We start from the raw sequence: 25,625 nt of genomic DNA, 5'->3' as shown, positions 1-25,625 counted from the left end.
CGGTCACCTCAGGATGAGGGGGACGGGATGGAGGGGGGACTCCTCAATCCTCCCCGCCCGCGTAAAACCCCTCGGCGCCGAGGCCCTCTTCGAGCATCATCCGGGCGCGGGCGCGCAGCTTTTCCGTCTCGCTCTTCAGCTGGCCGCAGGCCGCCAGGATGTCGCGCCCACGGGGGGTGCGCACCGGCGAGGCGTAGCCGGCGTTGAAGACGATCTCGGAGAAGTGGTCGATCCGCTCCCAGTCCGAGCACTCGTATTTCGAGCCGGGCCAGGGATTGAACGGGATCAGGTTGATCTTGGCCGGAATGCCCTTGAGGAGCCGCACCAGGGCGCGGGCATCGGCATCCGAATCGTTGACGCCCTTGAGCATCACGTATTCGAAGGTGATGCGCCGCGCATTGCTCACCCCCGGATAGTTTCGGCACGCCTCGAGCAGCTGGGCGATCGGGTATTTGCGGTTCAGCGGCACCAGCTCGTCGCGCAGATCGTCGCGCACGGCGTGCAGCGAGATCGCCAGCATGGCGTTCGCCTCGAGGCCCAGCCGCTCGATCTGCGGCACGACCCCGGAGGTCGAGACCGTGATGCGGCGCCGCGACAGGGCCAGGCCCTCTTGGTCGGACATCACCGCCACCGCGTCGATCACGGCGTCGAGATTGTAGAGCGGCTCGCCCATGCCCATGAAGACGATGTTGGTGACGAGGCGCCCGACCTCGCCGCCATCCTTGCTCGGCATCTGCCCGGCGAAATCCCCGAGCGCGTCGCGGGCGACCACGAGCTGCGACACGATCTCCGCCGTCGAGAGATTGCGCACGAGGCGCTGCGTGCCGGTGTGGCAGAACGAGCAGGTCAGCGTGCAGCCGACCTGGGACGAGACGCAGAGCGTGCCGCGATCGTCGCCGGGAATGTAGACGCACTCGATCTCGGCGCCGCGATTGTGATCGTGGGCGCCGGTCGGCGCCATGCGCAGCAGCCATTTGCGGGTGCCGTCCCGCGAGACCTGCTCACTCACGACCTCCGGCCGGTCCAGGGTGAAGGCGTCCGCAAGCTGCGCCTTCAGCCCCTTGCCGACATTGGTCATCTCGGCGAAGTCGCGGGCGCCGCGCACGTAGATCCAGTGCCAGACCTGGGAGACGCGCATCCGCGTCTCGCGCTCGGCCACGCCGATTTCGAGCAATGCCTGCTTCAGGTCGGCCCGGGACAGACCGACGAGCGAGCGCTTGCGGCCGGGCAGGCGTGAGAGTGCCGTGACCTCGGGGGCCTTCTCGATCGGAGGAACGGCGCGCGTCTCGCGCCGGGCGGTGTCGAACGACGCCGTCGCCATGGAAATGACCTTGGTAGCTGGAATTTCTCTCATATACGCGGATTCGTCCGCGAACGCGAATGCGCCGGCCGCGCGGAGCGCATTCCGATGCAGCGGAGGCCGCCTCGCCGAAAGAGGGCGCCCCGGATCAGGCGCTCAACGGCCTTTCGACCGTTTCGGGCGGGCCGGCACCGGTCCGATCGCGATCCGCGTCTTCGGCCCGAGCCGCCGCAGCAGGCGGCGGAGATCCGCGGGCCTGAGGGCGACGCAGCCCTCCGTGGGCCGAAACCCCTCGCGGGCGATGTGCATGAAGATCGCCGATCCCCGGCCGGGGCGGATCGGGCCGCGGTTGTGGTCGAGATCGAGCACGAGGTCGTAGAGCCCGTCGTCGCGCCACATCGATTCGGCGCTGGTCGAGCTCGGCAGGCGGATCGGCCGGTTGTAGCGTCGATCCTGCGCGGCGTCGCACCAGCCGTCGTCCCGACGTGTCGCCCGCAGCGGCAGCGGGCTCGCCGGCCGCACGGGAAAGCGGTCCGGCCGGTAATACCCACCGCGCAGGCGAAACACGCCGCGGGGCGAGGCCCCGTCGCCCTCGCGCTTGACCGCCTGTACCCCGGAGCGTCCGAGCGCGCAGGGGATGACCGCCGCCCCCGCCACGAGCCGGCCCGCATCGGGCGAGCCCGGCAGAGGATGCACCCGCACCATCGCCAGCGCCGCCGGCCTCCGCTTTCCGCCCGTTCCCGGCCCGACATGCGTCATGTCCGGTTCGTTCCTTCACCGAAGCGTTGTCGCCCTTTTGCCCGTCCGGGCTGTGCGTTAGCGCGCGAGACAGACCGTCGAACATGGCGAAAATGCTGCATAAGCATACGTGCTGGATGGTCTAGAGGCGTGAATGATCTAAATTAACGCTCAGGCAGGGCCGTACGGGCGCTGCCGACGGTGGACCTTTGGGCACATGCTCTCGGACCAGTCCTCCGTCATGATCTCCTTTCTGTCGCCTGCCCGAGCCTCTGGGCTCGGGTCACCGGATGAGCTTGCCGAAAGTCACGTCGTCGATGTCGAACCCTTATTGCCTCCTCGTCTGCGATGACGACGACGCCCTGCGCGAGGCACTGACGGAACAGATCGACGCCTACGAGGAATTTTCCGTCATCGGCGAGGGCACCGCCGCCGGAGCCATGGCCCGGGTGGCGGAGGAGCGCATCGACCTCGTCGTGATGGATGTCGGCCTGCCCGACATGGATGGACGCGAGGCCGTGCGGGCCATGCGCCGCAACGGCTATCGTGGCCCGATCATCGTCCTGACCGCCCAGGAATCCGACGACGACATGGTCGAGGGCCTGGAGGCGGGCGCCAACGACTACGTGGTCAAGCCGTTCAAGTTCGCGGTGCTGCTCGCCCGCATCCGCGTCCAGCTGCGCCAGCACGAGGCCAGCGAGGACGCGGTGTTCCGCATCGGTCCCTACACCTTCCGCCCCGGCGCCAAGCTGCTCGTCGGCGAGCGCGGCTCCAAGCTGAAGCTCACCGAGAAGGAGACCGCGATCCTGCGCTACCTCTACCGGGCGGGCCGTGAGGTGGTGGGACGCGACACGCTGCTGGCGGAGGTGTGGGGCTACAACGCCCACGTCACCACCCACACCCTCGAGACGCATATCTATCGGCTGCGCCAGAAGATCGAGCCGAACCCGGCCACCGCCGCGATCCTCGTCACCGAGGGGGGCGGGTACAAGCTGTTGCCCTGAGGAGCCTCAGGCGCCGGCAGCCGCTGGTTGGCTCTTCGCTTCGCGCGATGCCCCGGCAGAGCCGAGGCCGCTGCGCGGGGCAGTCTTCGTGCCCCCCGGCAAAGGAAATCGGCGGCGGCGTTTCGCGCGCGTCCCGTATCGGTTAAGCTTCACCGGGCCGTGACGGGATCGGCCGAGGGGCGGGACAGGCGTTGGGGCTCGACGACGATATCGCGATCCTGGCCGCCGCTCCGGTGTTCGAGTTGTTCGATCGCGACGCCCTGCGCCTCCTGAGCTTTGCCGGGGATCGGCGTCAGCTCGAGGCCGGCGAACGCCTGTTCGCCCGCGGCGAGCCGTCCGACGGCGGCTACGTGGTGATGTCCGGCACGATCGCGGTCGAGTCCCGCCGCGACGATGCGCCGGCGACCCTGGTTGCCCGCTCCGGGCTGATCGGGCGCAACGCCCTGTTCCGCCAGGTCGAGCGGCCGGCGGACGCCCGGGCCGTGGAGACGGCGGACGTGATGCGCCTGACGCCGTCGGTGATGAGCCGCGTGCTGCGCGAGTTTCCCGAGGTTGCAGTGGCGGTCCATGACGGCATCGCCGGGGAGTTGCGCGACCTCGTTCAGGGGTTCTCGCGGGTCGGCGGGCGCCTGCGGGATCTCGTGCCGAGAGAGCGGTGACAGGAGGGTGCGGCTTTTGTAAGCACGCCCGATCCTTCGCGTCGCGAACCGCCGGAACCTGACGATGTCCCAAGCCGCCTCCCACGCCGATCTCGAAAAGACCATCGAAGCCGCCTGGGAGGATCGCGCGAACGTCTCGACCGCGACGACCGGCGCGGTGCGCGAGGCCGTCGAGGAGGCCCTGAACCTGCTCGATTCCGGCAAGGCCCGCGTCGCCGAGAAGGCCGGCGAGTCCTGGCAGGTGAACCAGTGGCTGAAGAAGGCGGTGCTGCTCTCCTTCCGCCTCAACGACATGGTGCCGATCGAGGGCGGCCCCGGCTCGTCGCCGTGGTGGGACAAGGTGCCGTCGAAATTCTCGGGCTGGGGCGAGGCCGAGTTCCGCTCCGCCGGCTTCCGCGCGGTGCCGGGCTGCTTCGTGCGCCGCGGCTCCTACATCGCGCCGGGCGCGGTGCTGATGCCGAGCTTCATCAATCTCGGCGCCCATGTCGGCGAAGGCACCATGGTCGACACCTGGGTGACGATCGGCTCCTGCGCCCAGGTCGGCAAGAACTGTCACATCTCGGGCGGCGCCGGCATCGCCGGCGTGCTGGAGCCGCTCCAGGCCAACCCGGTCATCATCGAGGACAATTGCTTCGTCGGCGCCCGCGCCGAGGTGGCCGAGGGCGTGATCGTCGGTGAGGGCTCGGTGCTGTCGATGGGCGTCTATATCGGCGCCTCGACCCGCATCATCGACCGCACCACCGGCGAGACCTTCTACGGACGCGTGCCGCCCTATTCGGTCGTCGTCTCCGGCACGACGCCGGGCAAGCCGCTGCCCGACGGCACGCCCGGCCCCGGTCTCTACTGCGCCGTGATCGTCAAGCGCGTCGATGCCGGCACCCGCGCCAAGACCGGCATCAACGAATTGCTGCGGACCTGAGGCGCGGGACGGTGTGCGGGGCGCTCCGCACGCCGTGATGGAACGACGGCCATCGCGTCGCGGCGGCATCGGCCCGCCCGCGACGCGTCGGGGGTCCGTTCGTCCCGCCGCTTCCCTCCCGGCGGCGGACATCCTCGCGCGGGCCGTCCATCGTTCGGTGGCGGTTTCGATGAAGCGGATGCCGATTCGTCGAAACGCGCGACGTAACCGGAACTGAGGGCCGCCGGCCTGATGCGATCAGGTCGGAGGCGGCTCGACGAGCAGGACACCCGCTTGATCATGGCGACGGCCGGCACCTCCCATCCAACGCTCACGACCCGCATTCTCGACCTCACGGTCGCGGGGCAATCCGTCCCGACGCCCTGCACGGAGATCGGCACGGGACCGGCCGCCCTGCTCCTGCCGGCCCTGTCCTCGATCTCGGCCCGGGAGGAGATGCGGCCCCTCGCCCGCGAACTGGCCGGGGGGCATCACTGCCTTGTGCCCGACTGGCCGGGCTTCGGCGCGCAGGCCCGCGCCCGGGTGCCGCTCGCGCCTGCGACCTACCATGCCTTCCTCGACGCGCTGCTCGCCGCCGCGCCCGGACCCTACGCGCTGGCCGTCGCGGCGGGCCACGCCGCGCCCTATCTCGTGGCGGCCGCGCGGCGCCACCCGGACGCCTTCGGGCGGCTGGTTCTGGTGGCGCCGACCTGGCGCGGGCCGCTGCCGACCGCGATGGGCGAGCGGCGCGCCCGGTGGTTCGGGCGCATCCGCCGCGCCATCGAGATGCCGCTCGTCGGCGAGGCCCTCTACCGGATCAATATCAGCCCGCCGATCATCGGCCGGATGATGCGCGCCCATGTCTACGCGGAGGCCGCCCACGTGACCCCCGAGGTGATCCGGGCCAAGCACCGCATCACCCGCCAGAGCGGCGGACGCTTCGGCACGGCGGCCTTCGTGACCGGCGGGCTCGATCCGGTCGGCTCCCGCGCGGAATTCCTGGCCCTGTTCGGCAGCGATATTCCGCCGGTGCGGGTGCTGCGGCCGGAACGGGCGCCCCGTCGCTCGGGCGGCGAGATGGATGCGCTGATCGCGACCGCCGGGGTCGAGGCCCGCACCGTGCCGGGGGCTCTCAGCCCGCATGAGGAGTTTCCCCGGGAGGTCGCCGCGGCGATCCGCGGCTGAGGCCCGGAGCCCGCCCCGACGGAATAGAGGCGGCTCGTCGCGGGACAGAGCGGCACGGCAAGGGCCGGCGATGTCGGCCCGATGAAACGGGGTCGGATACGGCTCCGGCCCCGGTCCGGCCGCTCGCCGGAATCGCCCGAAAGCCGTCTGATCCGCCATTTTCCGAACGACACGGCGGTCACGAAATCGGGAACAACGCGGAAAAGCTGTCAGGAAACAGGATGTTGCAGGACTGTGACAAAGCTGTCGTACGTCCATCATAGAGAAATGCGGATTCGATCAGTATCCGATTCTCGAAAGTGCCTCGTTCGATGCTCCGTCCGCCGGTCCGCCACGCCGCCCTGCTGACCGTCCTTCTGACGACCCTGTGTTCGGCGCTGCCCCTGGCGGCACAGACCGAGGCCCCGCAGGCGGCTCCGCCTCCGGAGACATCCGCGCCCTCGCTGGACCGGGACAAGCTGAATCCGGGGGCGCCGGCGCCGAAGGCCTATCTCACCGACGCGACCGCACCGAACCTCGTCGCGATCCTGCCCCCGCCCCCCGCCGGCCACTCGGTGGCGGAGGCGGCGGATCGGGCCGCCTTCAACGCGACGCGGGCCTATCAGGGCAGCGAGCGCTGGGCGCTCGCCACCAACGACGTCGCCGAGGGCGGCGCGGCCCTGCTGGAGGATTATGCCTGCGTCCTCGGCCAGCGGCTCGAACAATCCCGCGTGCCCGACCTGATGCGACTGCTCGACCGGGCCCGTCTCGACATCGCCCGCGCCACCCGCGAGACCAAGCGCCGCTACCGCCGCCTGCGGCCCTTCGTCGGCAACGACGCGCCGATCTGCGTCGCCCGCTCGCCCGAACTCGCCGACAGCTACAGCTATCCCTCCGGGCATGCGAGCCAGGGCTGGGCCTACGGTCTCATCATGGCGAACCTGATCCCGGAAAAGGCGACGCAGCTCCTCGTGCGCAGCCGGCTCTACGGCGAGAGCCGGGTGGTGTGCGGCGTCCACTGGCTGAGCGACGTCGTCGCGGCCCGCACCGGCGCCTCGGCGCTCGTCGCGGTGCTGCTCGCCGATACCGGTTTCCGTGCCGATCTCGAGCGAGCCAGGGCCGACCTGAAGAAGGCGCTCGCGGCGGGCGGTGCCAAGCCCGACCCGGCGGTCTGCGCCCGCGAGGACGCCGCCGCTCGCCAACCCCTTCTCTGAGTGGAGAGATCTGTTGCGCTCAGGTCACAGGCGGGACAGTTCTGCTGATTGCCCCTTTAGAGCTTTGCGTTGCAGTATTCTGATTTTGTTTATCAATCGCCGCGGCGGTTAGATTTATAATTATTATAGATTCATCTAGCAATTGTATTGCTCTTGATGACGCGCGTGGACGTCGGCACCGAGGGGGCTTGCCGCCTTACGAGTCGTCCATGCCTGCATCCACCCGCCACCACGCCCCCGCGCATCTCGCCGCTCTACTCGTCGCCAGCACCGCACTGACGAGCCCGGCCCTCGCCCAACAGGCCAGCACGTCGCTGGAGACGATCACGGTCGAGTCCGGGGCAAAGCTGACCGAAGGGCCAGCCCTCGGCAACGGTGCCGTCACGAGCGGTGGCGGGGGCGGGCCGAGCGGGGTCGTCGGCTACACCGCGCAGGTCAGCCCGACGGCGACCAAGACCAACACGCCGCTGATCGAGACCCCGCAATCGGTCACGGTGGTCACCCGCGAGCAATTGAACGACCGCAATGTCCAGACGGTCACCGAGGCGCTGGGCTACGTCGCCGGTGCCTCATCGAACGTGTTCGGCTTCGATCCTCGCTTCGATTCCTTCTACGTGCGCGGCTTCGACCTGACCTACAACGGAATCTTCCGCGACGGTCTGCGCCAGATCGGCTCCAGTCTGACGCTGCCGCGGATCGAGCCCTACGGATTGGAGGCCGCCACGATTCTGCGCGGCCCGGCCTCCGGCCTCTTCGGACTCGGCTCGCCCGGCGGCATCGTCGATGCGACGACCAAGCGCCCGATCTTCACGCCCTTCGGCGAAGTGCAGTTCCAAGGCGGCAACTACAACCGCTTCCAGGGCAATTTCGATCTGGGCGGCCCGGTCGAGGGAAGCGGCGGCACGATGGCCTACCGGGTCACCGGCATCCGGCGGCAGGCCGACACCTTCCTACCCGGCGCCATCGACGACCGAACCTACATCGCTCCGGCTTTTACTTGGAAGCCCTCAGCCGATACCACTCTGACGTTCCTGGGCGAGTACCAAGAGAACAAGCTGCCTGGAAACCCGGCGTTCTTTAACGAAAACGGTCGGATCACCCGGCTCTATTCGGGCGATCCTGCGCTCACCGACTTCAAGCAGCGGCAGGGCCGGATCGGCTACGCCTTCGAGCATCGCTTCTCGCCCGATCTCGTGTTCCGCCAGAACGCCCGCTATTATGGCGTCGCCAATTCCTACGCCTATGTGCAGATCAATTCATTGAACGATGCGCGCACGCTGGCGAACCGAGGAACCGGCTTTCTGAAGGAACAATTGAGCCAAGTCACGCTCGACAACCAGATCGAAGCCCATCTCGCGACCGGCCCGGTCCAGCACACGCTTCTCGCTGGCGTCGACTACGCGCATTACGACTTCAACACCCGCAGCGGATTTGGGGTCGCTCCGGATCTCGATCTTCTCACCCTGAATTACGGGCGCCAATCCATCGCGGCACCACCGCTCGGCCCGCGCAACTTCCAGAGTCAGGATCAGGTCGGCGTCTATCTTCAAGATCAAGCCAAGCTCGACCGCTTCATCCTGACGCTGTCGGGACGGCACGATTGGGTGTTCCAAACCAACCGCGCGGAAGGAACCCCAGGGACTCAGCCCCAGGACGATCGAGCCTTCACGGGCCGCGCGGGTCTCAGCTACCTGCTCGCGCCCGGTCTCGTGCCCTATGCGAGTTATGCAACGACCTTCGCGCCGCAGATCGGTTTCGATGCCGCCAAACGCGCATTCAAGCCGACAACCGGCGATCAGATCGAAGCGGGCGTCAAGTATCTGATCCCGAACACGAACATTCAGGCGAACGTCGCCGGCTTCGACATCGTGCAGAGCAGCGTGCTGCGCACGGACCCGAACAATCTCACCGCGCAGATCGCGTCCGGTGCCGTGCGCTCGCGCGGCTTCGAGATGGAGTTGATCGCCAATTTCGCGCCCGGCACCAATCTGACGCTGGCCTACACCCATCTCGATCTGCGCTATCTGCGTCAGTCGACGCCGGATCCCAACGATTCGACGCGGCTGATCGATATCTCCGGCAACGCGCTCTCCGGCATCCCAGGCGACACGTTCTCGGCCTTCGGTACCTACCTGTTCCCGCCTGCCTCGCCGCTCGCCGGCCTGACCATCGGTGGCGGCACGCGCTTCACGACCCATAGCTTCGGGAACGAACTCAACACGTTCCGCAACCCGACGGTGACGTTGTTCGATGCGCTGGTGGCGTACGATTTTGCCGCGATCGACCCGAAATACAAAGGTTTCCGCGCGCAGATCAACGGCTATAACGTCCTCGATCGCAACTACTTTAACTGCCAAGCTGGCTACTGCTATCGCGGCGCGCCGGCAACGGTGATCGGGAGCCTGATCTATCGCTGGTGAGACAAGCCGTCCTCTCAGGCCTCCGACCCAAGCCGCCCTCGACGGCGCCCTGCCGGAAGGCTTCGCCGTCTTCGCGGGCCGGCTGCGCCTCGATCCCGATCCGGAAGCGCGAACGCTGCCGGAACTGGCCGCGCGCGGCGCGCTGTCGGATGCGTTGGCGATCTTCGCCGACACGCATCCCGGGGGCGAGCGCCGGGCGGTGGCGTCGCTGTGGAGCGCCTATCTCTTCGCCGGACTGATCGCACCGGGGCTCGCCGCCGGGGCGCGGCTCGGGCTGGCGCTGGCACCGGATCGCCTGCGCCTCGCCGCCGGGAACGGCTTGCCCGAAGCCTTCCACCTCGGGCCCGAACGTCCGCTCCCGGCCCCGCTGCCGATGCAGGTCGACCGATTGCTCGCCGAATGCGTCGCCCCGGCGGTGCGACTCCTGCGCGCCGAGACCGGGCTGTCGGTGCGTCTCCTGTGGGAGAATGCGGGCGGCTACCTGTTCTGGACGCTCGGGACCCTGGCCCGCGAGACGCCGGAGCGGGCCGGCGAGGTGGAGGAAGCCTTGCGGGCGCTCCGCTGGCCGCAGGAGGCCTGCACCGCCCTCACCCTGATGCGCGCTGATGCCCTGGCCGGGCTCGAGGCGCCGCGCCGCCGGGTCTGCTGCCTGCGCCACGCCCTGCCGGGGCATGGGAAATGCGCCGGTATCTGCCCGCTGCTGCGCGGGCAGGCGGGCGGCTGATCCGGCCCTCGAACCCGCTCGCTGCCGCGTCGACCGCCGGAGCGAGGCCCCGGCAGTCCCGTGCCGTCCGGTGCGGCGGCGATCCTGCGCCGCCGCCGGCTCAGGCGGTTCCGGCCTTCTTCTGCCGACGGCGGCGCGCCAGCATGTTGAGGCCCTCCACACCCGCCGAGAAGGCCATGGCGGTGTAGATGTAGCCCTTCGGCACATGCGCCCCGAAGCCCTCGGCGATCAGCGTCATGCCGATCATGATGAGGAAGCCCAGCGCCAGCATCACCACCGTCGGGTTCGCCGCGATGAAGCGCGAGAGCGGATCGGCGGCGATCAGCATCACGGTCACGGCGGTGACGACCGCGATCACCATGATCGGCACGTGCTCGGTCATGCCGACGGCGGTGATGATCGAGTCGATCGAGAAGACGAGGTCGAGCACGAGGATCTGGCCGATCGCCGCGGCGAAGCCGATGCTCGCCCCGCTTCCGGCCTTCTCCTCCGGGTTCGGATCGACGGTGTGATGGATCTCCTTGGTGGCCTTCCAGAGCAGGAACAGGCCGCCGGCGATCAGGATGAGGTCGCGCCAGGAGAAGCCCTTGCCGAACACCTCGAAGACCGGCTCGGTCAGGTGGACGATCCAGGCGACCGTGCCGAGGAGGGCCAGCCGCAGGATCAGCGCCAGCCCGATGCCGATACGCCGGGCCTTGGCTTGGTTCTCGGGCGGCAGCTTGTTGGTCAGAATCGAGATGAAGATGAGGTTGTCGATCCCGAGCACCACCTCCATGACCACGAGGGTGGCGAGCGCCGCCCAGGCGGTCGGGTCGGCGGCGAGTTGCAGCAGGCTGTCCACGGTCGGTCCGTCCGGCGTCAGAGCTTGAAGGGAAGGGGAATGCGGTTCGCCCCCGTCTCGATCGGGGGCGCGAGCACGCGCACCGCCTTCGGCATCACCTTGAAGTGGGCCGGCGTCCAGGTGGTCAACTCGCCGTCGGTGTTGACCGCCCGCGGCTTGCGGGTCGTGAGCTTGAGTTCGGTCGTCTCGAAGGCGCGCACGTCCTCGGCCTGCCCGTGGGTGCCGCGGCGCAGGGCCGGCAGCAGCGCCACCAGCCGCCACCAATGATCGACCTCGAGGCTGTAGAAATCGAGCTTGCCGTCATCGACGGTGGCATCCTCCTGCACCGTCATGCCGCCGCCGTAATGGCGCCCGTTGCCGACCGAGGCCTGGATCGTGGTCACCTTCTCGGTGGTGCCGTCATGCTCGATCGTCACGGTGAAGGGCCGCGCGCGCCGCAGCAGCCGGAAGGCCGCGATGGCGTAGCCCACCGTGCCCCAGGTCTTCTTCGCCTCGGCGGTCAGTTCGCCCGCGAGGTCGGCGGAGAAGCCGATGCTCGCGACGTTGAAATAGTAATGCCCGTTGACCCAGCCGAGATCGATCGCCTTCTCCGGGGCCGTCGGGATGACCCGCGCCGCGGCTTCCGGCTCCAGGGGCAGGCCCAGGGAGCGGGCGAGGTCGTTGGCGGTGCCGAGGGGCAGGATGCCGAAGGGTAGCTTCGTCTCCACCAGCGCGGGCGCGGCGGCGTTCATCGTGCCGTCGCCGCCGCCCAGCACCACGAGATCGACCGAGGGCGCGTGGCGGGTGATGGTCTCGTGGCAGTCGCGGTTGTTCTCCGGCTCGACAAGATCGAGCCCGCCCTCGCGCAGGATGTTCCGGATTGCATCGAGGGATGCCCCGCCGCTGCGGGCCTTGCCGTTGACGAGCAGCAGGGCGCGGCGCGGTGTTCCGTCCGCCCGGCTCATGGCATGCCTCCCTGGGCTCGGGGGCGGAGGGCGAGTGGCAGATTGATCGCGGCCGGCAAGATCGTCTCGCACGCAGTCGCGCCGCGTCAGCGCTCGGGTCGCGAAGGGGTCCGACATCGCGACCGACGCCTCGGCCGCCAGAGGGGCCCGGACCCGTCTCTGGAGAGCCCACCGCGCCCTCGCTCCAACGAGGAGGAGCGGCGATCCGGTTGAAGGCTCCCGCCCAAGGTGGGAGGTTCCGGCGGGAGGGCAAGGGTTGGGGCAAAGGGTTCGGGGAGGAGGACCGGCATCCGGCAAGGGTCAAGGGTCGGCAAGGACCGGCCGCCTTGTCCGATGCAAATCAGCAACGGTTCCGGAGAATGCGCCGACGGCAGCGCGGGACGGGAACCGCGCATGCGACGGGCCGCGTTTCTTCAGGTCGCGCCCGACCGATCGGTGATGCCATGCGCCCCCTCCTCGTTACGACCGCCCTGGCGGTCCTTGCCCTGTCGTCGCCGGTCGCCGCCCAGCAGGGACCGGGCTGGGTCGATCCTCCGGCCAAGGCAGCGGATGCGCCGGCCAAGCCGAAGACTGAGCTGCCGCCGGTGACACGGTCGGAGACCCCTCCCTCGGCCTCATCCCCTGCGGAGGCGACGGCCCCGTCCCGGCGCGAGACCCGCTCGGCGGCCACGGGCGACACCCCGGCCGCGCATCGCACGGCGCGCGGCACCCGCCGCGTGGGCGAGGAGCGGCAGGCCCGGCGGCAGGCGGCCCGGGAGGCGGCGGCCCGCGAGGCCGCGGGCCGGGCGCCGCGTTCGGCCCGCGTCGCGCCGCCGGTCTTCACGCCGCCGCCGCGGGAGATGCAGGGCATGGCCCGCGCGGAACCGGATCCGCGCTTCTCCGAATGGGCCGGTTCGGCCCAGCGCCTGAGCGATGCCTATCTCGATAGCGTGTCGAGCCCCGGCGACGGGATGGCTGCGGCGGCGCCGCGCTTCTACGCCCCCCAGGTCCGCTTCCATGGACGCATGATGTCGCTCGCCGCGCTGATGGCGGAGAAGCGCCGCTTCGCCCGGCGCTGGCCGGAGCGGCGCTACGAGCCGCAGGGTGATCCGCGGGTTTCGTGCAATGCCGCAACCGCGACCTGCCTCGTGCGCACGATCCACGAGTTCACCGCCGAAAGCCCCGGCCGCGGCGCCCGCTCGCAGGGGGTGGGTGAATTGGTGCTGACGGTGAGCTTCGCGAGCGGGCGCCCGGTCATCGTCGAGGAGACGAGCCGGGTGCTGCGCCGCGGTGCCCTCAGCGCCTCGGTCGGCGGACGTGGCGGCGCCTGACCGGTACGGGGCAGCAGGGGCGTGGCACGGCGGCGGGCGATCCTCCAACCGGCGGTTCCCGCGGGGAAGGCGGCGCTTGGCTCCGCCCTGCGGTTCCGCCCGGCCCGCCCGATTGTGCTAGGAGGAGGCGCGAGACCGGGACCGGTCCGAGAAGCGGCCGGCGAGACGGAGTGACCCGCGCGTGAAGGGATCGGCAAAGGCCGCAGCGAGGAGCGGGACGGAGATCGCATCTCCGCCCGAGATGCCGGTCTCGGAGGATGACCGCCGCATTCGTCAGATCATCCTGGCCGAACTCGACCGCCGCCGGGTCCGTCCGGTGGCGCGCCGCACGCTCGCCCTGATCGCCGAGGGCTTCGTCGAGCCCGCCGACGGGCTGCCCGGCTACCGCATCGTCGATCGCTTCGGCGCGGTCCGATTGCGGGGCGAGGGCGAAGGCGCAGGAGTGCCGCTCACCATCCACGACCTCGTCGACGAACTGGCCGAACAGCACCCGGCCCTGGTCCTGCCGGCCCTGCCGCCGCCGGAGCCTGCGGAGCCGCCGCGCGATCCGATCGCCGACGTGCGGGCGGCGGGCGCCCGCTTCGTCGAGACGCAATCCGCCCTGGCGCGCTCGCTGGCCAACACCTCGGCGGAGCGCAGCCGGGCCCTCGCGAGTGCCGCCAGCGAAACCGTCGAGGGCTGGCGCCACCGCTTGGCCGAGCGGTTCAGGGCCAAGGCTCGTCCGGCACCCGCCGCGCCGTCCCCCGTGGCATCGACGACGCCCGATTTCGCTGTTCCCTTGACGACCTCCTCGTCCGCCCCCCCGCCGGTCGGCGGGGCCGCGAACGGCGCCCGCTTCGGAATGGCCTTGGCCGGACCCGCTCTCGGCGGAGCCGCCTTGAGGAACCGTCTGAGTGGCGGCCTGCGCACCGCTTCCGCCCGGTCCCGCGAGACGGCGGTGCGGCTGCGCGACTGGGTGGATGACGGGCTGGCGGCGGGCAGCCGCCGGCCGGTGGTGCTCATGGGTTTGGGGGCCTTGGCGGGCGCGGCCCTGGTGGCCGCCCTCGTCCTGACCGGGCGGGAGGACGGCGTCGGCGAGACGCAGTCCGAGAGGCAGGCCTCGCGCAATGCCGCCCCGCAGGCACCCGCCGGAGAATCCGCGCCCGATGCCGCCCCGACGGACGCGGCTCCCAACGCTGCCGGAACGCCGCCCCCCGAGACGGAGCAGCGCCCCGCCGAGCCACCCCGCACCGCCAATGCCAACGCCGTCGTCGGCGCCGCCGAGGTGATCGACACCGCGACCCTGCGGGTCGGCGGCAAGCTCGTGCGGCTGTTCGGCGTCGAATGGGTGCGCGGCGGACAGGCCGACGAACTCGCGAAATACCTGCGCGGACGGCCCGTCACCTGCCTGCCGGCGGCGGGCAGCAGCGCCCATGTCTGCACCGTCGAGGGCCGCGACCTGTCGGAGGTCGTGCTGTTCAACGGCGGCGGCCGTGCCTCCTCGGAGGCCACGCCCGAACTCGTCGCCGCCGAGGATCATGCCCGCACCGAGCGGCTGGGCGTGTGGAAGCGGTGAGCCCGCGTCCTGGATCCGCCGGCGCCTGCGTCGGGAGGGCGACCGGCGCATAAACCGGGCAGCGGCCGCGCGGCCAGGCGCGGCGGCCCGGATACCGTCTGCCGGACGATGCTCTACACTGCACGCGGCGCACGATTCGCGCGGCGAACGGACAGACGGGAGCTCATGACCATCTCGCTCGGCCTGAGCGCCTTCGCCGTCGTCCTCGCCCTGCTCGTCGTCGTGACGCTCGCCATCGGGATCCGCACGATCCCGCAGGGTCACGTGCACACCGTCGAGCGGTTCGGGCGCTACGACCGCTCGCTCGGCTCCGGGCTCGGCCTGATCATCCCCTATGTCGAGCGGATCGGCCGGCGGGTGAACATCATGGAGCAGGTCGTCGAGGTGCCGAGTCAGGAGGCCTTCACCCGCGACAATGCGGGTGTGCGGATCGACGCGGTGGTGTTCTATCAGGTCCTCGATGCCGCGCGCGCCTCCTACGAGGTCTCGAACCTTCAGATGGCGCTCCTGACCCTGACCATGACAAACATCCGCACTGTGGTCGGCTCGATGGATCTCGACCAGCTGCTGTCGCACCGGGACGAGATCAACGAGCGGCTGCTGCGGGTGCTCGACGCGGCCGCCGCGCCCTGGGGCGTCAAGATGAACCGCGTCGAGATCAAGGACATCCTGCCTCCCGCCGATCTCGCCGGTGCCATGGCCCGGCAGATGAAGGCCGAGCGCGAGAAGCGTGCCTCCGTGCTGGAGGCCGAAGGCCAGCGCCAGGCCGAGATCCTGCGCGCGGAAGGGCGCAAGCAATCGGCGATCCTGGAAGCGGAGGGGCGCCGCGAGGCCGCCTTCCGCGATGCCGAGGCGCGGGAGCGCGGGGCGGAGGCCGAGGCGAAGGCCACCGCCATGGTCAGCGAGGCGATCGCCAAGGGCGATCTCGCGGCCGCGAATTTTCTGGTCGCCGAGAAATATGTCGAGGCGATCCGCGCGCTGGCGACGGCGCCGAACCAGCGCGTCGTCGTGGTGCCGATCGAGGCGGCGGGGCTCGCGGGCACCCTCGGCGGGATCGCCGAGATCACCCGCTCGGTCTTCGGAGAGGGCGGAAGCGGCGGGGCGGGCCGCGGCGGGCTGCCGCCGCGCGTCCCCGCCACCCCGTCCGCTCCCCCGAAGGTCTGATCCGTGGCGGCTCTCGACGCGCTCGGGCCCGCCTGGATCTGGATCATCGCCGGGCTGCTGCTCGTGGGTGGCGAACTCGCCCTGCCCGGCGTCTTCCTCGTCTGGCTCGGCCTCGCCGCCGGATTGACCGGATTGGCGGAGGCCGCCTTCGGGCTGCCCTGGCAGGGACAGCTGCTGCTGTTCTCGGTGCTCGCCGTCGCCGCCGTGGTGCTGGCGAGCCGCCTCAACCGGGAGCGGGCGCCGATGCTGAATCTGGGAGCCCACCGCCTGATCGGCCGCAGCTTCCGGCTGGAGAACGGCATCGTCGCGGGCGAAGGGCGCGTCCGCCTCGACGACACCCTCTGGCGCGTCGCCGGACCGGACCTGCCCGCCGGAACACAGGTCCGGGTGTCCGGCGTCGAGGGGACGGTGCTGCGGGTGGAATCCGTCCAGCAGAAGGAGGAAACCGTAGGCTCCCCAGGCTCGTGAAAGCCGTCCCAATCGGATTCTCCGACCAAACTCCCTCATCCTGAGGCGCCGGAGCGAAGCGGAGGCCTCGAAGGAGGGCTCCAGCTGACGCGCGATTCCTGAAGCCCTCCTTCGAGGCTCCGCCTTCGGCGAAGCACCTCAGGATGAGGACGAGGATGGGAGAAATTGCCGGATCGAGATGGTCGACGCCCGCTGATCGGGATGTTCAGCGGATGAGGTTGCTCTTCGCGAGATCGAGGATGGCGTCGCCCCGCCCATTCATCACCGCCTGCAGCGCGTAGAGACTGAAGCCCTTCACCTGCTCGGCCTGAAGCTTCGGCGGCATGGCGAGCTCCTGCCGGTTCGTCACGACATCGAGGAGGGCCGGGCCGGGATGGGCGAGCACATCCCGGATCGCACCCTCCAGATCGCCCGGATCCTCCACCCGCCGGGCATGGATGCCCACGGAACGGGCGAGCGCGGAGAAATCCGGGTTCTGCAGTTCGACACCGGTCTCCAGATAGCCTGCGGCCTTCATCTCCAGCTCGACGAAGCCGAGCGTACCGTTGTTGAAGATCACCACCTTCACCGGCAGCTTCTCCTGCGTGAGGGTGAGGATGTCGCCCATCAGCATGGCGAAGCCGCCGTCGCCCGAGAGCGAGATCACCTGCCGGCCCGGGCTCGCCGCCTGGACGCCGATGGCGTGCGGCAGGGCGTTGGCCATCGAGCCGTGCGCCCAGGAGCCGATCAGCCGCCGCCCGGCCGTCATGGCGAGGTAGCGCGCCGCCCAGACGGTGGGCGTGCCGACATCGGCCGTGAACACCGCGTCGTCCGTCGCCGCCTCGCTGAGGAGCCGGGTCAGGTATTGCGGATGGATCGGCCGGCGGCCGGGCTTGCCGGTGGCGAGATCGTCCAGCCCTTCGCGGGCCTTGACGTAGTGCTTCAGGCTGGCGTCGAGGTGGCGGGTGCTGTCGTTGCCCGACAGAAGCGGCAGCAGCGCCTCGATGGTCGCCGCCACGTCGCCGACGAGGCCGAGTTCGATGCGGCAGCGTCGCCCGAGATTCTCCGGGCGGATGTCGATCTGCGCGATGCGGGCATGCTCGGGATAGAATTGCCGGTAGGGGAAATCGGTGCCCAGCATCAGCAGGGTCTCGCAGGCCTCCATGGCCGCGTAACCCGAGGAGAAGCCGATCAGCCCGGTCATGCCGACATCGTAGGGGTTGTCGTGCTCGACATGCTCCTTGCCGCCCAGCGCGTGGACGATCGGGCTCTTCAGGCGCTCGGCCAGCCGCATCAGGGGGGCATGCGCCCCGGCGCAGCCGCGCCCGCACAGCAGCGTGATCTTCTTCGAGTTGTTGAGGAGCTCTGCCAAACGCTCGAGCTCGTCGGCATGCGGCACGACGATCGGCGCGCGCGGCCGCAGCGTCGAGGCCGCCGCCAGCGTCCGCTCGGGCGCGGGCTTGAGCGCGACTGTGCCGGGGATGACGATGACGGCGACGCCCCGCTGCCCGACGGCGCTGCGGATCGCGGCCTCCAGCACGTTGGGGAGCTGCGCCGGATCGGAGACCAGCTCGCAGAAATGGCTGCAATCGCGGAACAGCTGCTCGGGCCGCGTTTCCTGGAAGTAGTTCAGGCCGATCTCGGAGGACGGGATATGCGCGGCGATCGCCAGGACCGGCGTGCGGGTGCGGTGGGCGTCGTACAGGCCGTTGATGAGGTGGAGGTTGCCCGGTCCGCAGGAGCCGGCGCAGACCGCGAGCTCGCCGGTGACCTGCGCCTCGCCCGCAGCGGCGAAGGCCGCGACCTCCTCGTGGCGGACATGGACCCACTCGATCACGTCGCGCGCCCGGATCGCCTCGGTGATGCCGTTGAGGCTGTCGCCGACGAGCCCGTAGATCCGCCGCACGCCCGCCAGCTGGAGGGTCTCGACGATGAGGTCGGATACGTTGTCGGAGGCCATGCGCCGTCTCCCCGGTGACCGCGGGCAATCGATGCGGGCCAACGTCGGCGCGGGGCGATGGTTCGCGCCTTACGCGAATTTCACAAAGGATGCAGGATGTTGCTGGTCGTCAGAGAACGACTCGCGGCCGTACTTGTCTGCCGTGATGCGCGTCCGTTCCTGGGTGGGCTCCGATCCGGATCTCCGCCGTCAGTCAAACCCCCTCGACGGTGCTGATCCGCTCGAAAGCGGCGGGGCCGAGAAAAGCGCCTGACGCCGATCCCGACCCATTCCGTTTGTGGCTCTTGCTCGTGCGGCGCGGATAGCGCCGCCTCAGGTGTTCATCGAGTCGAAGAAGTCGCTGTTGCTCTTGGTCTGGCGCAGCTTGTCCATGAGGAACTCGATCGCGTCGGTGACGCCCATCGGGTTGAGGATGCGGCGCAGCACGTAGGTCTTCTTGAGCGCATCCGGCGGCACCAGCAGCTCCTCCTTGCGGGTGCCGGAGCGGGTGATGTCGATGGCCGGGAAGATGCGCTTGTCCGAGACCTTGCGGTCCAGAATGATCTCGGAGTTGCCGGTGCCCTTGAACTCCTCGAAGATCACCTCGTCCATGCGCGAGCCGGTATCGATGAGCGCGGTGGCGATGATGGAGAGCGAGCCGCCCTCCTCGATGTTGCGGGCCGCGCCGAAGAAGCGCTTGGGCCGCTGCAGGGCGTTCGCGTCGACGCCGCCGGTCAGCACCTTGCCGGAGGACGGCACCACCGTGTTGTAGGCCCGGCCCAGGCGGGTGATCGAGTCGAGGAGGATCACCACGTCGCGGCCGTGCTCGACGAGGCGCTTGGCCTTCTCGATCACCATCTCGGCGACCTGCACGTGACGGGTGGCCGGCTCGTCGAAGGTCGAGGCGATCACCTCGCCCTTCACCGAGCGGATCATGTCGGTCACCTCTTCCGGGCGCTCGTCGATGAGCAGCACGATGAGGTAGCATTCGGGGTGGTTCAGGGTGATCGACTGCGCGATGTTCTGCATCAGCACAGTCTTGCCGGTGCGCGGCGGCGCCACGATCAGGGCGCGCTGGCCCTTACCGATCGGCGAGACGATGTCGATGATGCGGGGGCTGAAATCCTTCTTGGTCGGGTTGTCCAGCTCGAGCTTGAACCGCTTGGTGGGGAAGAGCGGCGTCAGGTTGTCGAAATGGACCTTGTGCTTGATCTTCTCCGGGTTCTCGAAGTTGATCGTGTTGACCTTGATCAGGGCGAAGTAGCGCTCGCCGTCCTTGGGTCCGCGGATCGGGCCCTCGACGGTGTCGCCGGTGCGCAGGCCGAAGCGGCGGATCTGGGTCGGCGAGATGTAGATGTCGTCCGGGCCCGGCAGGTAGTTCGAATCGTTCGAGCGCAGGAAGCCGAAGCCGTCCTGCAGCACCTCGACGGTGCCCGCACCGATGATCTCGGTCTCGTTGGCCGCGAGCTGCTTGAGGATCGCGAACATCAGCTCCTGCTTGCGCATGGTCGAGGCGTTCTCGACCTCGACCTCCTCGGCGAAGGCGATGAGCTCGGTCGGCGACTTGGACTTGAGATCCTGCAGGCGCACCTCGCGCCGCACCGCGGCCTCGACGGCCACGGGGCCGTCCTCGGACGGGGCATCGACGGGGGCGAGAGCGTCGTTCTGTGACGTCATGTGGGGGGATGCAACCAACGAAGGCGGGGGAAGGATCGGCCGGTCGGAAAGCAGGGCTAGGCGCCGGGGAGACGCCCCAGGTCCGGCGCGTCTGCGAGCGCAGCGGTCCGGCCCACGCATCGGTTCCTCTTGGCTTGGAAGAAGCCCCAGGGATGCGACACGGCTGCAATTGGAAAGCAGTCGTCCTTATCGCGTTTCGCGGGGCGGCTCAAGGGGTGCCGGGCAGCGAATGTCCCGCGCGCAGGTTCCAAGCAGCCGGGTAGGCGGTGGGACGAGCCATCTCAGCGCCGTCGCAGCCGCACGTAGAGCGCGCCCGCGCCGCCATGGTGGCGGGCGGCCTCCTCGAAGCCGAGGACGAGGCCGCGCAATTCCGGACCGCGCAGCCAGTGGGGCACGCTCCGGCGCAGCACGCCGCGCTCGGAGAAGCCCGCATCGGAGAAGGCCTCTCCTCCCTTGCCGGTGACGACGAGGACGCGAGCATGCCCGGCCGCCCGGGCCCGCATCAGGAAGCCGACGAGGGCGGCATGCGCCTCCGCCTGATAGAGCCCGTGCAGGTCGATGCGCGCCTCGATCGTCAGGGTGCCGCGCTCCAGGCCGCGGCGCTCCTTGCGCTCCAGCCCCGGCGGAGGCGCAGCCGCGGGAGGCCGCGCGGCCGCGGGCCGACCGGCGGGAAGGCCGGCGAGATCGCCGAGCTTCACCGGCCGCTTGGCGGCGGGCGGGGTCGCCTGGGCCGCGGGCCGCACCGTCGGCGGCACCGCGGCGGCGGGATCGGGTTTGGCGAGGCCCGGCTTCGTGGGGCTCGGCTTGGGGGTGGCGGGCCGAGGGGTGGCAGGCTTGGCGGGAGCAGACTTGGCGGGGGTAGATTTGGCGGCGGCTGATTTTGCGAGAGAGGGATCGGCGAGAGCCGGCGTCACGGGTGCCACCGCGTCCGGCCCGGCCTCGGGCGCCGGCTTCTTCGGCCGTGCCCGCGCCCGCAGGGGCGTGATCAGCTTGGCGATCTCACCCCACAGATAGGCCTCCTCGCGAGAGAGCGAGCGCCGCCGTGGCGGCCTCATGGCCGGGGCTCCGCGATCGCCGGCGTCGCTCCGGGTTTCGGCAGGAGCACCACGAAGCCCATGCGGTCATGCAGGTCGCCCGCGGCGATTCCGGCCTTGGCACCGGTGCCGACATAGAGGTCTCCGCGCGCCGGGCCGACGATGGCCGAACCGGTATCGGCAGCGATCACGAGATGCCCGCGGCCGGGCTGACCCGGCAGCTTGCCCTCGAGGAAGAACGGTAGGCCGTAGCGCCACAGAGTGCCGTCCACCGCCACGCTGCGGCCGGGGCTCAGGGGCGCGCCGGCGGCGCCGGGGGGCCCGAGGCGGGCATCCTCCACCGGCTCGACCCGGAAGAAGACGTAGGACGCGTTCTTCCGCATCAGCCGGCGGGCATGGTCGGGGTTGGCCCGCAGCCACGTCGTCCAGCGCTCCAGGCTCAACCCGTTGAGCGGCAAGTGCCCTTCCGCCACGAGCAGCTTGCCGATGGAGGTGTAGGGCTGTCCGTTCTTGCCGTCGTAGAGCACGCGCACGGAGCGCCCGTCGGGCAGGCGGGCCCGCCCGGAGCCCTGCACCTGCAACACGAACAGATCGACCGCGTCGCGCAGCCACAGCACGGGCTTGGTGCGGGCCGCGATGGCGCCGTCCTCGATGGCCGCGCGGTCGGGATAGGGCTCGAGCCCGGTCGCCGTGCGGCGGCCCGCCTTGTAGATCGCATCGAGCCCCGGCGTGGTCTCGCCGGGCGCCAGCGTCACGAGGTCGTCCGGGCGCGCCAGCACGGGCGCGGTGTATCCGGGACCGGGCTCGAGCGAGCCCACCAGCTCCGGCTCGAAATACCCGGTCAGGAAGCCCAGGCGCCGTTCGGGCTCGGCGCCGGAGGCCGGCCGCACGATCCGGTAGGCCGAGAACCGCGCCTCGAAGAACGCCTTGGCCTTGTCCGCGGGCAGGTCGGCCGCCGCCGCGCAGGCGGCGGCGAGGTCGGCCGGGTCGCCGGTGACGTTCGTGGCCTGGGGCGGGTTCGGCCCCGGCGCGGCGCAGGTACGGCGGAAGGCGTCGAGAGCGGCCGCCGCATCGTCCTCGCGCCAGCCGGCAAGGGCGGAGAACGCTACCGGCTCCAGTACCCCGTCGCCCACGCGCGGCGGTGCCTCCGCGCGGGCGAGCGGAACGGAAAGGGCCGCAGCGACGAAGACCGCTGCGGCCCGAGGGAGAACGTGTCGGAACGACATCGCGCCGAGAGGGAATCAGCCGCCCGCGTCGGTGGCGACGAGCTGCCAGTTCGGATCGCGCGCGCCGAGCGTGCGGGCGAAGGTCCACACGTCGGGCACCTCGACGCCGGTCTCGGCATTGCCGTCGATCACCTTGCCCTCGGCGTCGCGCGTGGCGGTGATGAGGTTCGAGAGGAAGCGCACGGTGACCTGCGCGACCCGGTTCCTGACCTCGACGGCGACGATCTCGGCCTTGTCGATCGAGATGAAGGTGGTCTCGGCGGTCTCGCGGCGCTTCTCGCGCTCGGAGATCGCCCGCTCGAAGCCCTCGCAGACCTCCCGCGACAGAAGCGCCCGCAGGGTCTTGCGGTCACCGGTGGCGAAGGCCGTGACGATAGCCTCGTAGGCGCCCTTGGCGCCCTCCAGGAAGGCCCGCGGATCGAAGGCGGGCTCGACCTGAACGATCTGCTCCAGGCCGCGGGCGACCGCCGAACCCGGCTCGGCGATGCCGCGCCAGTCGCGCGGTGCCGCGCTCTGCGCCGCAGGGGGCTGGCCGCGATCGGCACCGGGCAGGCGCACGACATTGTCGCCCTCGGACCGGTTGCCGGGGGTTTCGGTGCGGTTGCGCTCCACCGGGCGGAAGGGCGAGCGCTCCGTCCCGGTCTTCTGGCCGAGGACCGAGCGCAGCCGCCAGATGACGAAGACGGCGAGCGCCAGGAAAATCAGGGTGGTTGCGTCGAAGGAATCCTGCATCACCGATCCGAATCGTGCCCGTCGCACGCGTGAGGCTGACACCCGAGGGCTGCCGGAGGGGAGACCCCGCGCGATCCGATCTCGCGGCCTGGCCCGGGGGCGACGCACCCGCAGCCGCCAGCGGCCCGAGGGGACGTCTCGCGAAAGGCTTTCGAAGCTCTTAGCCGAGCCCGGCGCGGGGATCGAGCCGGAGGCGCAGCATCTTGAAGGTGAATGTCTCCGGCGTCGAGAACCGCGTGACCTTGCCGTGATATGGGTGAGACCGCGCGCGATTCCAGGCGGACCGGCGGAGCAATCGCTGCAGGCCGGCACCGCGCGGCTCCACTGCCCTCTCGCGCGGGGGCCAGGACACAGGGTCGAGGGCACCGGCTTGTTCGCGGGAAAGCGGCATGTTAGCGCGCTGCCCGCGCCGGTCAGGCGCGCCGGCCCTCGAAGCCGCGCAGCAACGACGCGAGGAGGAGACACTCGTCATGGCCGACACCGCGGCACCCAACGGCAACGGCGCCCAGGACGGCGACCTCACCCCCGCGATCAACGCGCTGGCGCAGTACACCAAGGATCTCTCGTTCGAGAACCCGAACGCGCCGCGCTCGCTGCAGCCGCAGGAGGGTGGGCCGCAGATCAACATTCAGGTCAACGTCAACGCCCAGCAACTCGCCGAAGCGGATTTCGAGGTCGAGCTGTCGCTGGAAGGCGATGCCAAGATCAAGAACGACGTGCTGTTCAAGTTTGAACTGAAGTATGGCGGCGTGTTCCGGATGCGCAACATCCCGCAGGATCAGATCCATCCGGCGGTGATGATCGAGTGCCCGCGCCTGCTGTTCCCCTTCGCGCGCCAGATCGTCGCCGAAGCCGTGCGCAACGGCGGCTTCCCGCCGCTCTACATCGATCCGATCGATTTCGTCGGCCTCTACCGTCAGAAGATGGAAGAGGCCCAGGCCGCCCAGGGCCAGGGCGCGCCGCTCGCCTCCTGAGCGAAGCGACGTCCGTCCACGACACGAGCTCCGGCGCCGACGCGCCGGGGCTTTTTTCTGTCGCGCTGGGCGGCGCGGGAATCGCTCGGACGGTGATGGTCCGCCGGGGCGATAGAGGGCGGTGTGGCAGCCCGAAGGCCGCGCTGAGGCACGGGGCCGCAGCCGGGCGAAACGCCTGCCTGTTTAGGCGCTTACGGCCCAGGTTGCCCGTGGGATGCGACGCGCGCCGACCCACGAATGAGAAAACCTTCTGCTCCGGGCGTTATGGCCGAGCAAGGATGCCCGGGCCGCGTGAGCGGAGGGGCGTCTTCCAGGCTCGACCGAAGGATCCGATGACGCCCACGACCCATCTCGCCCTGATCAACGTCTTCATCGGCGACATCCAGGGAGGGCTCGGGCCATTCCTCGGCACGTGGCTCGCGCAGCAGCGGCAGTGGAGCCCGTCGGAGATCGGCCTCGTCACCACGCTCGTCGGCGGCGGCGCCCTGCTGCTGAGCGGGCCCTTCGGGGCTCTGGTCGACCGGGTCGAGCGTCCGCGCCTGCTGGTGATCCTCTCCTGCGCTGCGATCCTGGCCGGCACCCTGCTGCTGATGCCGGCCCACGGCTTCGTGCCGGTGCTGGCGGCGCAGTTTCTCGCGGCGGCGGGCGGCACGCTGCTGCTGCTCGCCGTGACGGCCCTCACCCTCGGCATCGTCGGCAAGGAGGCCTTTCCGCGCCAGCAGGGCCGCAACCAGGCCTTCAATCATCTCGGCATCCTGTTCGCCGCCGGCCTCATCACCCTGGGGACCGCCCGGTTCGGACCGGCCGTGGCCTTCTGGGTGCTCGGCGCCATGGCGGCGGCGGCCATCGCGGCGACCCTCGCCATGCCGGCCGATGCCTGGAACTGCCGCCGCTCCTTCGGCTGGAAGGAGGAGGACGAGCAGGCCCCGGACCGCTCGTCCTATAGCCAGATCTTCTCCGACACCCGCCTCCTCGTGCTGGCCGTGGCGCTTGCCCTGTTCCAGCTCGGCAATGGCGGGATGCTGACCCTGCTCGGGCAGAAGCTCGTCCACACGACGAGCGATCCGGTCGCCTGGACCGCCCGCTACGTCATGGTGGCCCAGCTCGTGATGGTGCCGGTGGCGCTTCTGGCCGGCTCGCTCGCCGACCGGCGCGGCCGCCGCCAGCTTCTCATCGCCGCCTGCCTCGTGCTCCCGGTGCGCGCCGCGATCTGCGCCTTCGTGGATGACCCCACTTGGCTGATCCTCGCCGAGGTGCTCGACGGCGTGGGCTCCGGCATCATCGGCGTCGCCGTGCCCGTGGTGGTGGCCGATCTCACCTGGGGCACCGGCCGCACCCAGACCGTACTGGGTTGCGTCAACGCGGTGCAGGGCGCGGGCGGGGCGCTCTCGGCGTGGTATGGCGGGCTCGCTCAGGGCTGGCTCGGCTGGACCGGCAGCTTCCTCGCCCTCGGTGCGGCGGGCGTGGCGGCGTTCGGCCTGGTCTGGTGGCTCGCCGCCACCACGGAGGAGAGCGGCGCACAGCGCCGCCACGCGCGGCGGACCGCGCGCCGCGAGGCCCGCACCGCCGAGGGAGCCGCCTGAGGCATCCCCGTAGCCCGGATGGCCCTCCGGGGCATCGCCGGAGCGCCGCTCGTCCGAGTCCACCGGAACAGGCGGACG

22 protein-coding genes are annotated in these 25,625 nt (G+C 70.3%); 13 read left to right on the top strand and 9 right to left on the bottom strand.

All coding sequences use genetic code 11. From position 1 onward, the window contains the following. Nucleotides 1–43: 43 nt before the first annotated feature. Both rlmN and OWC43_RS12400 read right to left on the bottom strand, forming a co-directional pair. Nucleotides 44–1,321: a 23S rRNA (adenine(2503)-C(2))-methyltransferase RlmN gene (gene rlmN / locus OWC43_RS12405; RefSeq protein WP_393956910.1), complete on the bottom strand. Its 1,278-nt coding sequence runs from the start codon at nt 1,319–1,321 to the stop codon at nt 44–46. Between the two features lie 135 nt (nt 1,322–1,456). Continuing rightward, the gene (locus OWC43_RS12400) at nt 1,457–2,059 is read right to left on the bottom strand and encodes a L,D-transpeptidase (RefSeq protein WP_393956909.1); all 603 of its coding nucleotides are present in this window, start codon (nt 2,057–2,059) and stop codon (nt 1,457–1,459) included. 296 nt (nt 2,060–2,355) lie between these two features. Here OWC43_RS12400 and OWC43_RS12395 point away from each other — a divergent pair, with 296 nt between their 5' ends. From OWC43_RS12395 to fhuF, 7 genes are all read left to right on the top strand, one after another. Next, nucleotides 2,356–3,042 (top strand): response regulator transcription factor, encoded by a 687-nt coding sequence (locus OWC43_RS12395; protein ID WP_137830444.1) that lies wholly within the window; start codon nt 2,356–2,358, stop codon nt 3,040–3,042. Between the two features lie 191 nt (nt 3,043–3,233). Then, entirely contained in the window at nt 3,234–3,701 is a 468-nt protein-coding gene (locus OWC43_RS12390) for a cyclic nucleotide-binding domain-containing protein (RefSeq protein ID WP_137830443.1), read from the top strand. 64 nt (nt 3,702–3,765) lie between these two features. Beyond that, nucleotides 3,766–4,620 carry a 2,3,4,5-tetrahydropyridine-2,6-dicarboxylate N-succinyltransferase gene (dapD, locus tag OWC43_RS12385; RefSeq protein WP_137830442.1) on the top strand — a complete coding sequence of 285 codons (855 nt, stop codon included), beginning with the start codon at nt 3,766–3,768 and terminating at the stop codon, nt 4,618–4,620. Between the two features lie 279 nt (nt 4,621–4,899). Further along, complete coding sequence (locus OWC43_RS12380; RefSeq protein ID WP_393958548.1) at nt 4,900–5,784, top strand: alpha/beta fold hydrolase; 885 nt, start codon at nt 4,900–4,902, stop codon at nt 5,782–5,784. 311 nt (nt 5,785–6,095) lie between these two features. Beyond that, a complete protein-coding gene (locus tag OWC43_RS12375) occupies nt 6,096–6,977 on the top strand; it encodes a phosphatase PAP2 family protein (RefSeq protein ID WP_137830440.1) in 882 nt (293 codons plus the stop codon). Between the two features lie 209 nt (nt 6,978–7,186). Continuing rightward, nucleotides 7,187–9,397 carry a TonB-dependent siderophore receptor gene (locus tag OWC43_RS12370; protein WP_393956908.1) on the top strand — a complete coding sequence of 737 codons (2,211 nt, stop codon included), beginning with the start codon at nt 7,187–7,189 and terminating at the stop codon, nt 9,395–9,397. Between the two features lie 154 nt (nt 9,398–9,551). After that, nucleotides 9,552–10,121 carry a siderophore-iron reductase FhuF gene (fhuF, locus tag OWC43_RS12365; RefSeq protein ID WP_171015515.1) on the top strand — a complete coding sequence of 190 codons (570 nt, stop codon included), beginning with the start codon at nt 9,552–9,554 and terminating at the stop codon, nt 10,119–10,121. A gap of 100 nt (nt 10,122–10,221) precedes the next feature. On the opposite strand, the gene OWC43_RS12360 is transcribed toward fhuF, so the two are convergent. Both OWC43_RS12360 and OWC43_RS12355 read right to left on the bottom strand, forming a co-directional pair. Continuing rightward, complete coding sequence (locus tag OWC43_RS12360) at nt 10,222–10,962, bottom strand: TerC family protein (RefSeq protein WP_137830437.1); 741 nt, start codon at nt 10,960–10,962, stop codon at nt 10,222–10,224. Nucleotides 10,963–10,979: 17 nt separating this feature from the next. Then, nucleotides 10,980–11,906, bottom strand: a complete 927-nt coding sequence (locus OWC43_RS12355) for a lipid kinase (RefSeq protein ID WP_393956907.1) — start codon at nt 11,904–11,906, stop codon at nt 10,980–10,982. A gap of 443 nt (nt 11,907–12,349) precedes the next feature. Here OWC43_RS12355 and OWC43_RS12350 point away from each other — a divergent pair, with 443 nt between their 5' ends. From OWC43_RS12350 to OWC43_RS12335, 4 genes are all read left to right on the top strand, one after another. After that, a complete protein-coding gene (locus tag OWC43_RS12350; RefSeq protein ID WP_393956906.1) occupies nt 12,350–13,216 on the top strand; it encodes a hypothetical protein in 867 nt (288 codons plus the stop codon). Nucleotides 13,217–13,397: 181 nt separating this feature from the next. Beyond that, nucleotides 13,398–14,771: a thermonuclease family protein gene (locus tag OWC43_RS12345; protein ID WP_393956905.1), complete on the top strand. Its 1,374-nt coding sequence runs from the start codon at nt 13,398–13,400 to the stop codon at nt 14,769–14,771. Between the two features lie 165 nt (nt 14,772–14,936). Beyond that, nucleotides 14,937–15,935: an SPFH domain-containing protein gene (locus OWC43_RS12340; RefSeq protein WP_137830433.1), complete on the top strand. Its 999-nt coding sequence runs from the start codon at nt 14,937–14,939 to the stop codon at nt 15,933–15,935. 3 nt (nt 15,936–15,938) lie between these two features. Further along, nucleotides 15,939–16,403: an NfeD family protein gene (locus OWC43_RS12335; RefSeq protein WP_393956904.1), complete on the top strand. Its 465-nt coding sequence runs from the start codon at nt 15,939–15,941 to the stop codon at nt 16,401–16,403. 205 nt (nt 16,404–16,608) lie between these two features. Here OWC43_RS12335 and poxB read toward each other — a convergent pair whose 3' ends face one another. The 5 genes from poxB to OWC43_RS12310 all read right to left on the bottom strand — a co-directional run bounded on the left by poxB (nt 16,609) and on the right by OWC43_RS12310 (nt 22,990). Beyond that, a complete protein-coding gene (gene poxB / locus OWC43_RS12330; protein WP_393956903.1) occupies nt 16,609–18,342 on the bottom strand; it encodes a ubiquinone-dependent pyruvate dehydrogenase in 1,734 nt (577 codons plus the stop codon). A 312-nt stretch (nt 18,343–18,654) separates the two neighbouring features. Then, nucleotides 18,655–19,998, bottom strand: a complete 1,344-nt coding sequence (gene rho / locus OWC43_RS12325) for a transcription termination factor Rho (RefSeq protein ID WP_137830430.1) — start codon at nt 19,996–19,998, stop codon at nt 18,655–18,657. A gap of 281 nt (nt 19,999–20,279) precedes the next feature. Continuing rightward, on the bottom strand, nt 20,280–21,053 hold the full coding sequence (locus OWC43_RS12320; RefSeq protein WP_238307436.1) for a Smr/MutS family protein: 774 nt from the start codon (nt 21,051–21,053) through the stop codon (nt 20,280–20,282). Then, entirely contained in the window at nt 21,050–22,258 is a 1,209-nt protein-coding gene (locus OWC43_RS12315) for a murein transglycosylase A (RefSeq protein ID WP_137831647.1), read from the bottom strand. The genes OWC43_RS12320 and OWC43_RS12315 overlap by 4 nt, the downstream gene beginning before the upstream one ends. 15 nt (nt 22,259–22,273) lie before the next feature. After that, a complete protein-coding gene (locus tag OWC43_RS12310) occupies nt 22,274–22,990 on the bottom strand; it encodes a Tim44/TimA family putative adaptor protein (protein ID WP_137831646.1) in 717 nt (238 codons plus the stop codon). Between the two features lie 470 nt (nt 22,991–23,460). Between OWC43_RS12310 and secB the strand changes: the two genes are divergently transcribed. Beyond that, entirely contained in the window at nt 23,461–23,964 is a 504-nt protein-coding gene (secB, locus tag OWC43_RS12305; RefSeq protein ID WP_137831645.1) for a protein-export chaperone SecB, read from the top strand. A 332-nt stretch (nt 23,965–24,296) separates the two neighbouring features. Beyond that, nucleotides 24,297–25,547 carry an MFS transporter gene (locus OWC43_RS12300; RefSeq protein WP_393956902.1) on the top strand — a complete coding sequence of 417 codons (1,251 nt, stop codon included), beginning with the start codon at nt 24,297–24,299 and terminating at the stop codon, nt 25,545–25,547. Nucleotides 25,548–25,625 lie beyond the last annotated feature (78 nt).

Origin of the sequence: Methylorubrum sp. POS3, from assembly GCF_043352485.1 — a bacterium.
Classification (GTDB): domain Bacteria; phylum Pseudomonadota; class Alphaproteobacteria; order Rhizobiales; family Beijerinckiaceae; genus Methylobacterium; species Methylobacterium suomiense.
The sequence above is the reverse complement of the archived record's forward strand: the minus strand, read 5'-3'. Positions and strand labels throughout refer to the sequence as shown.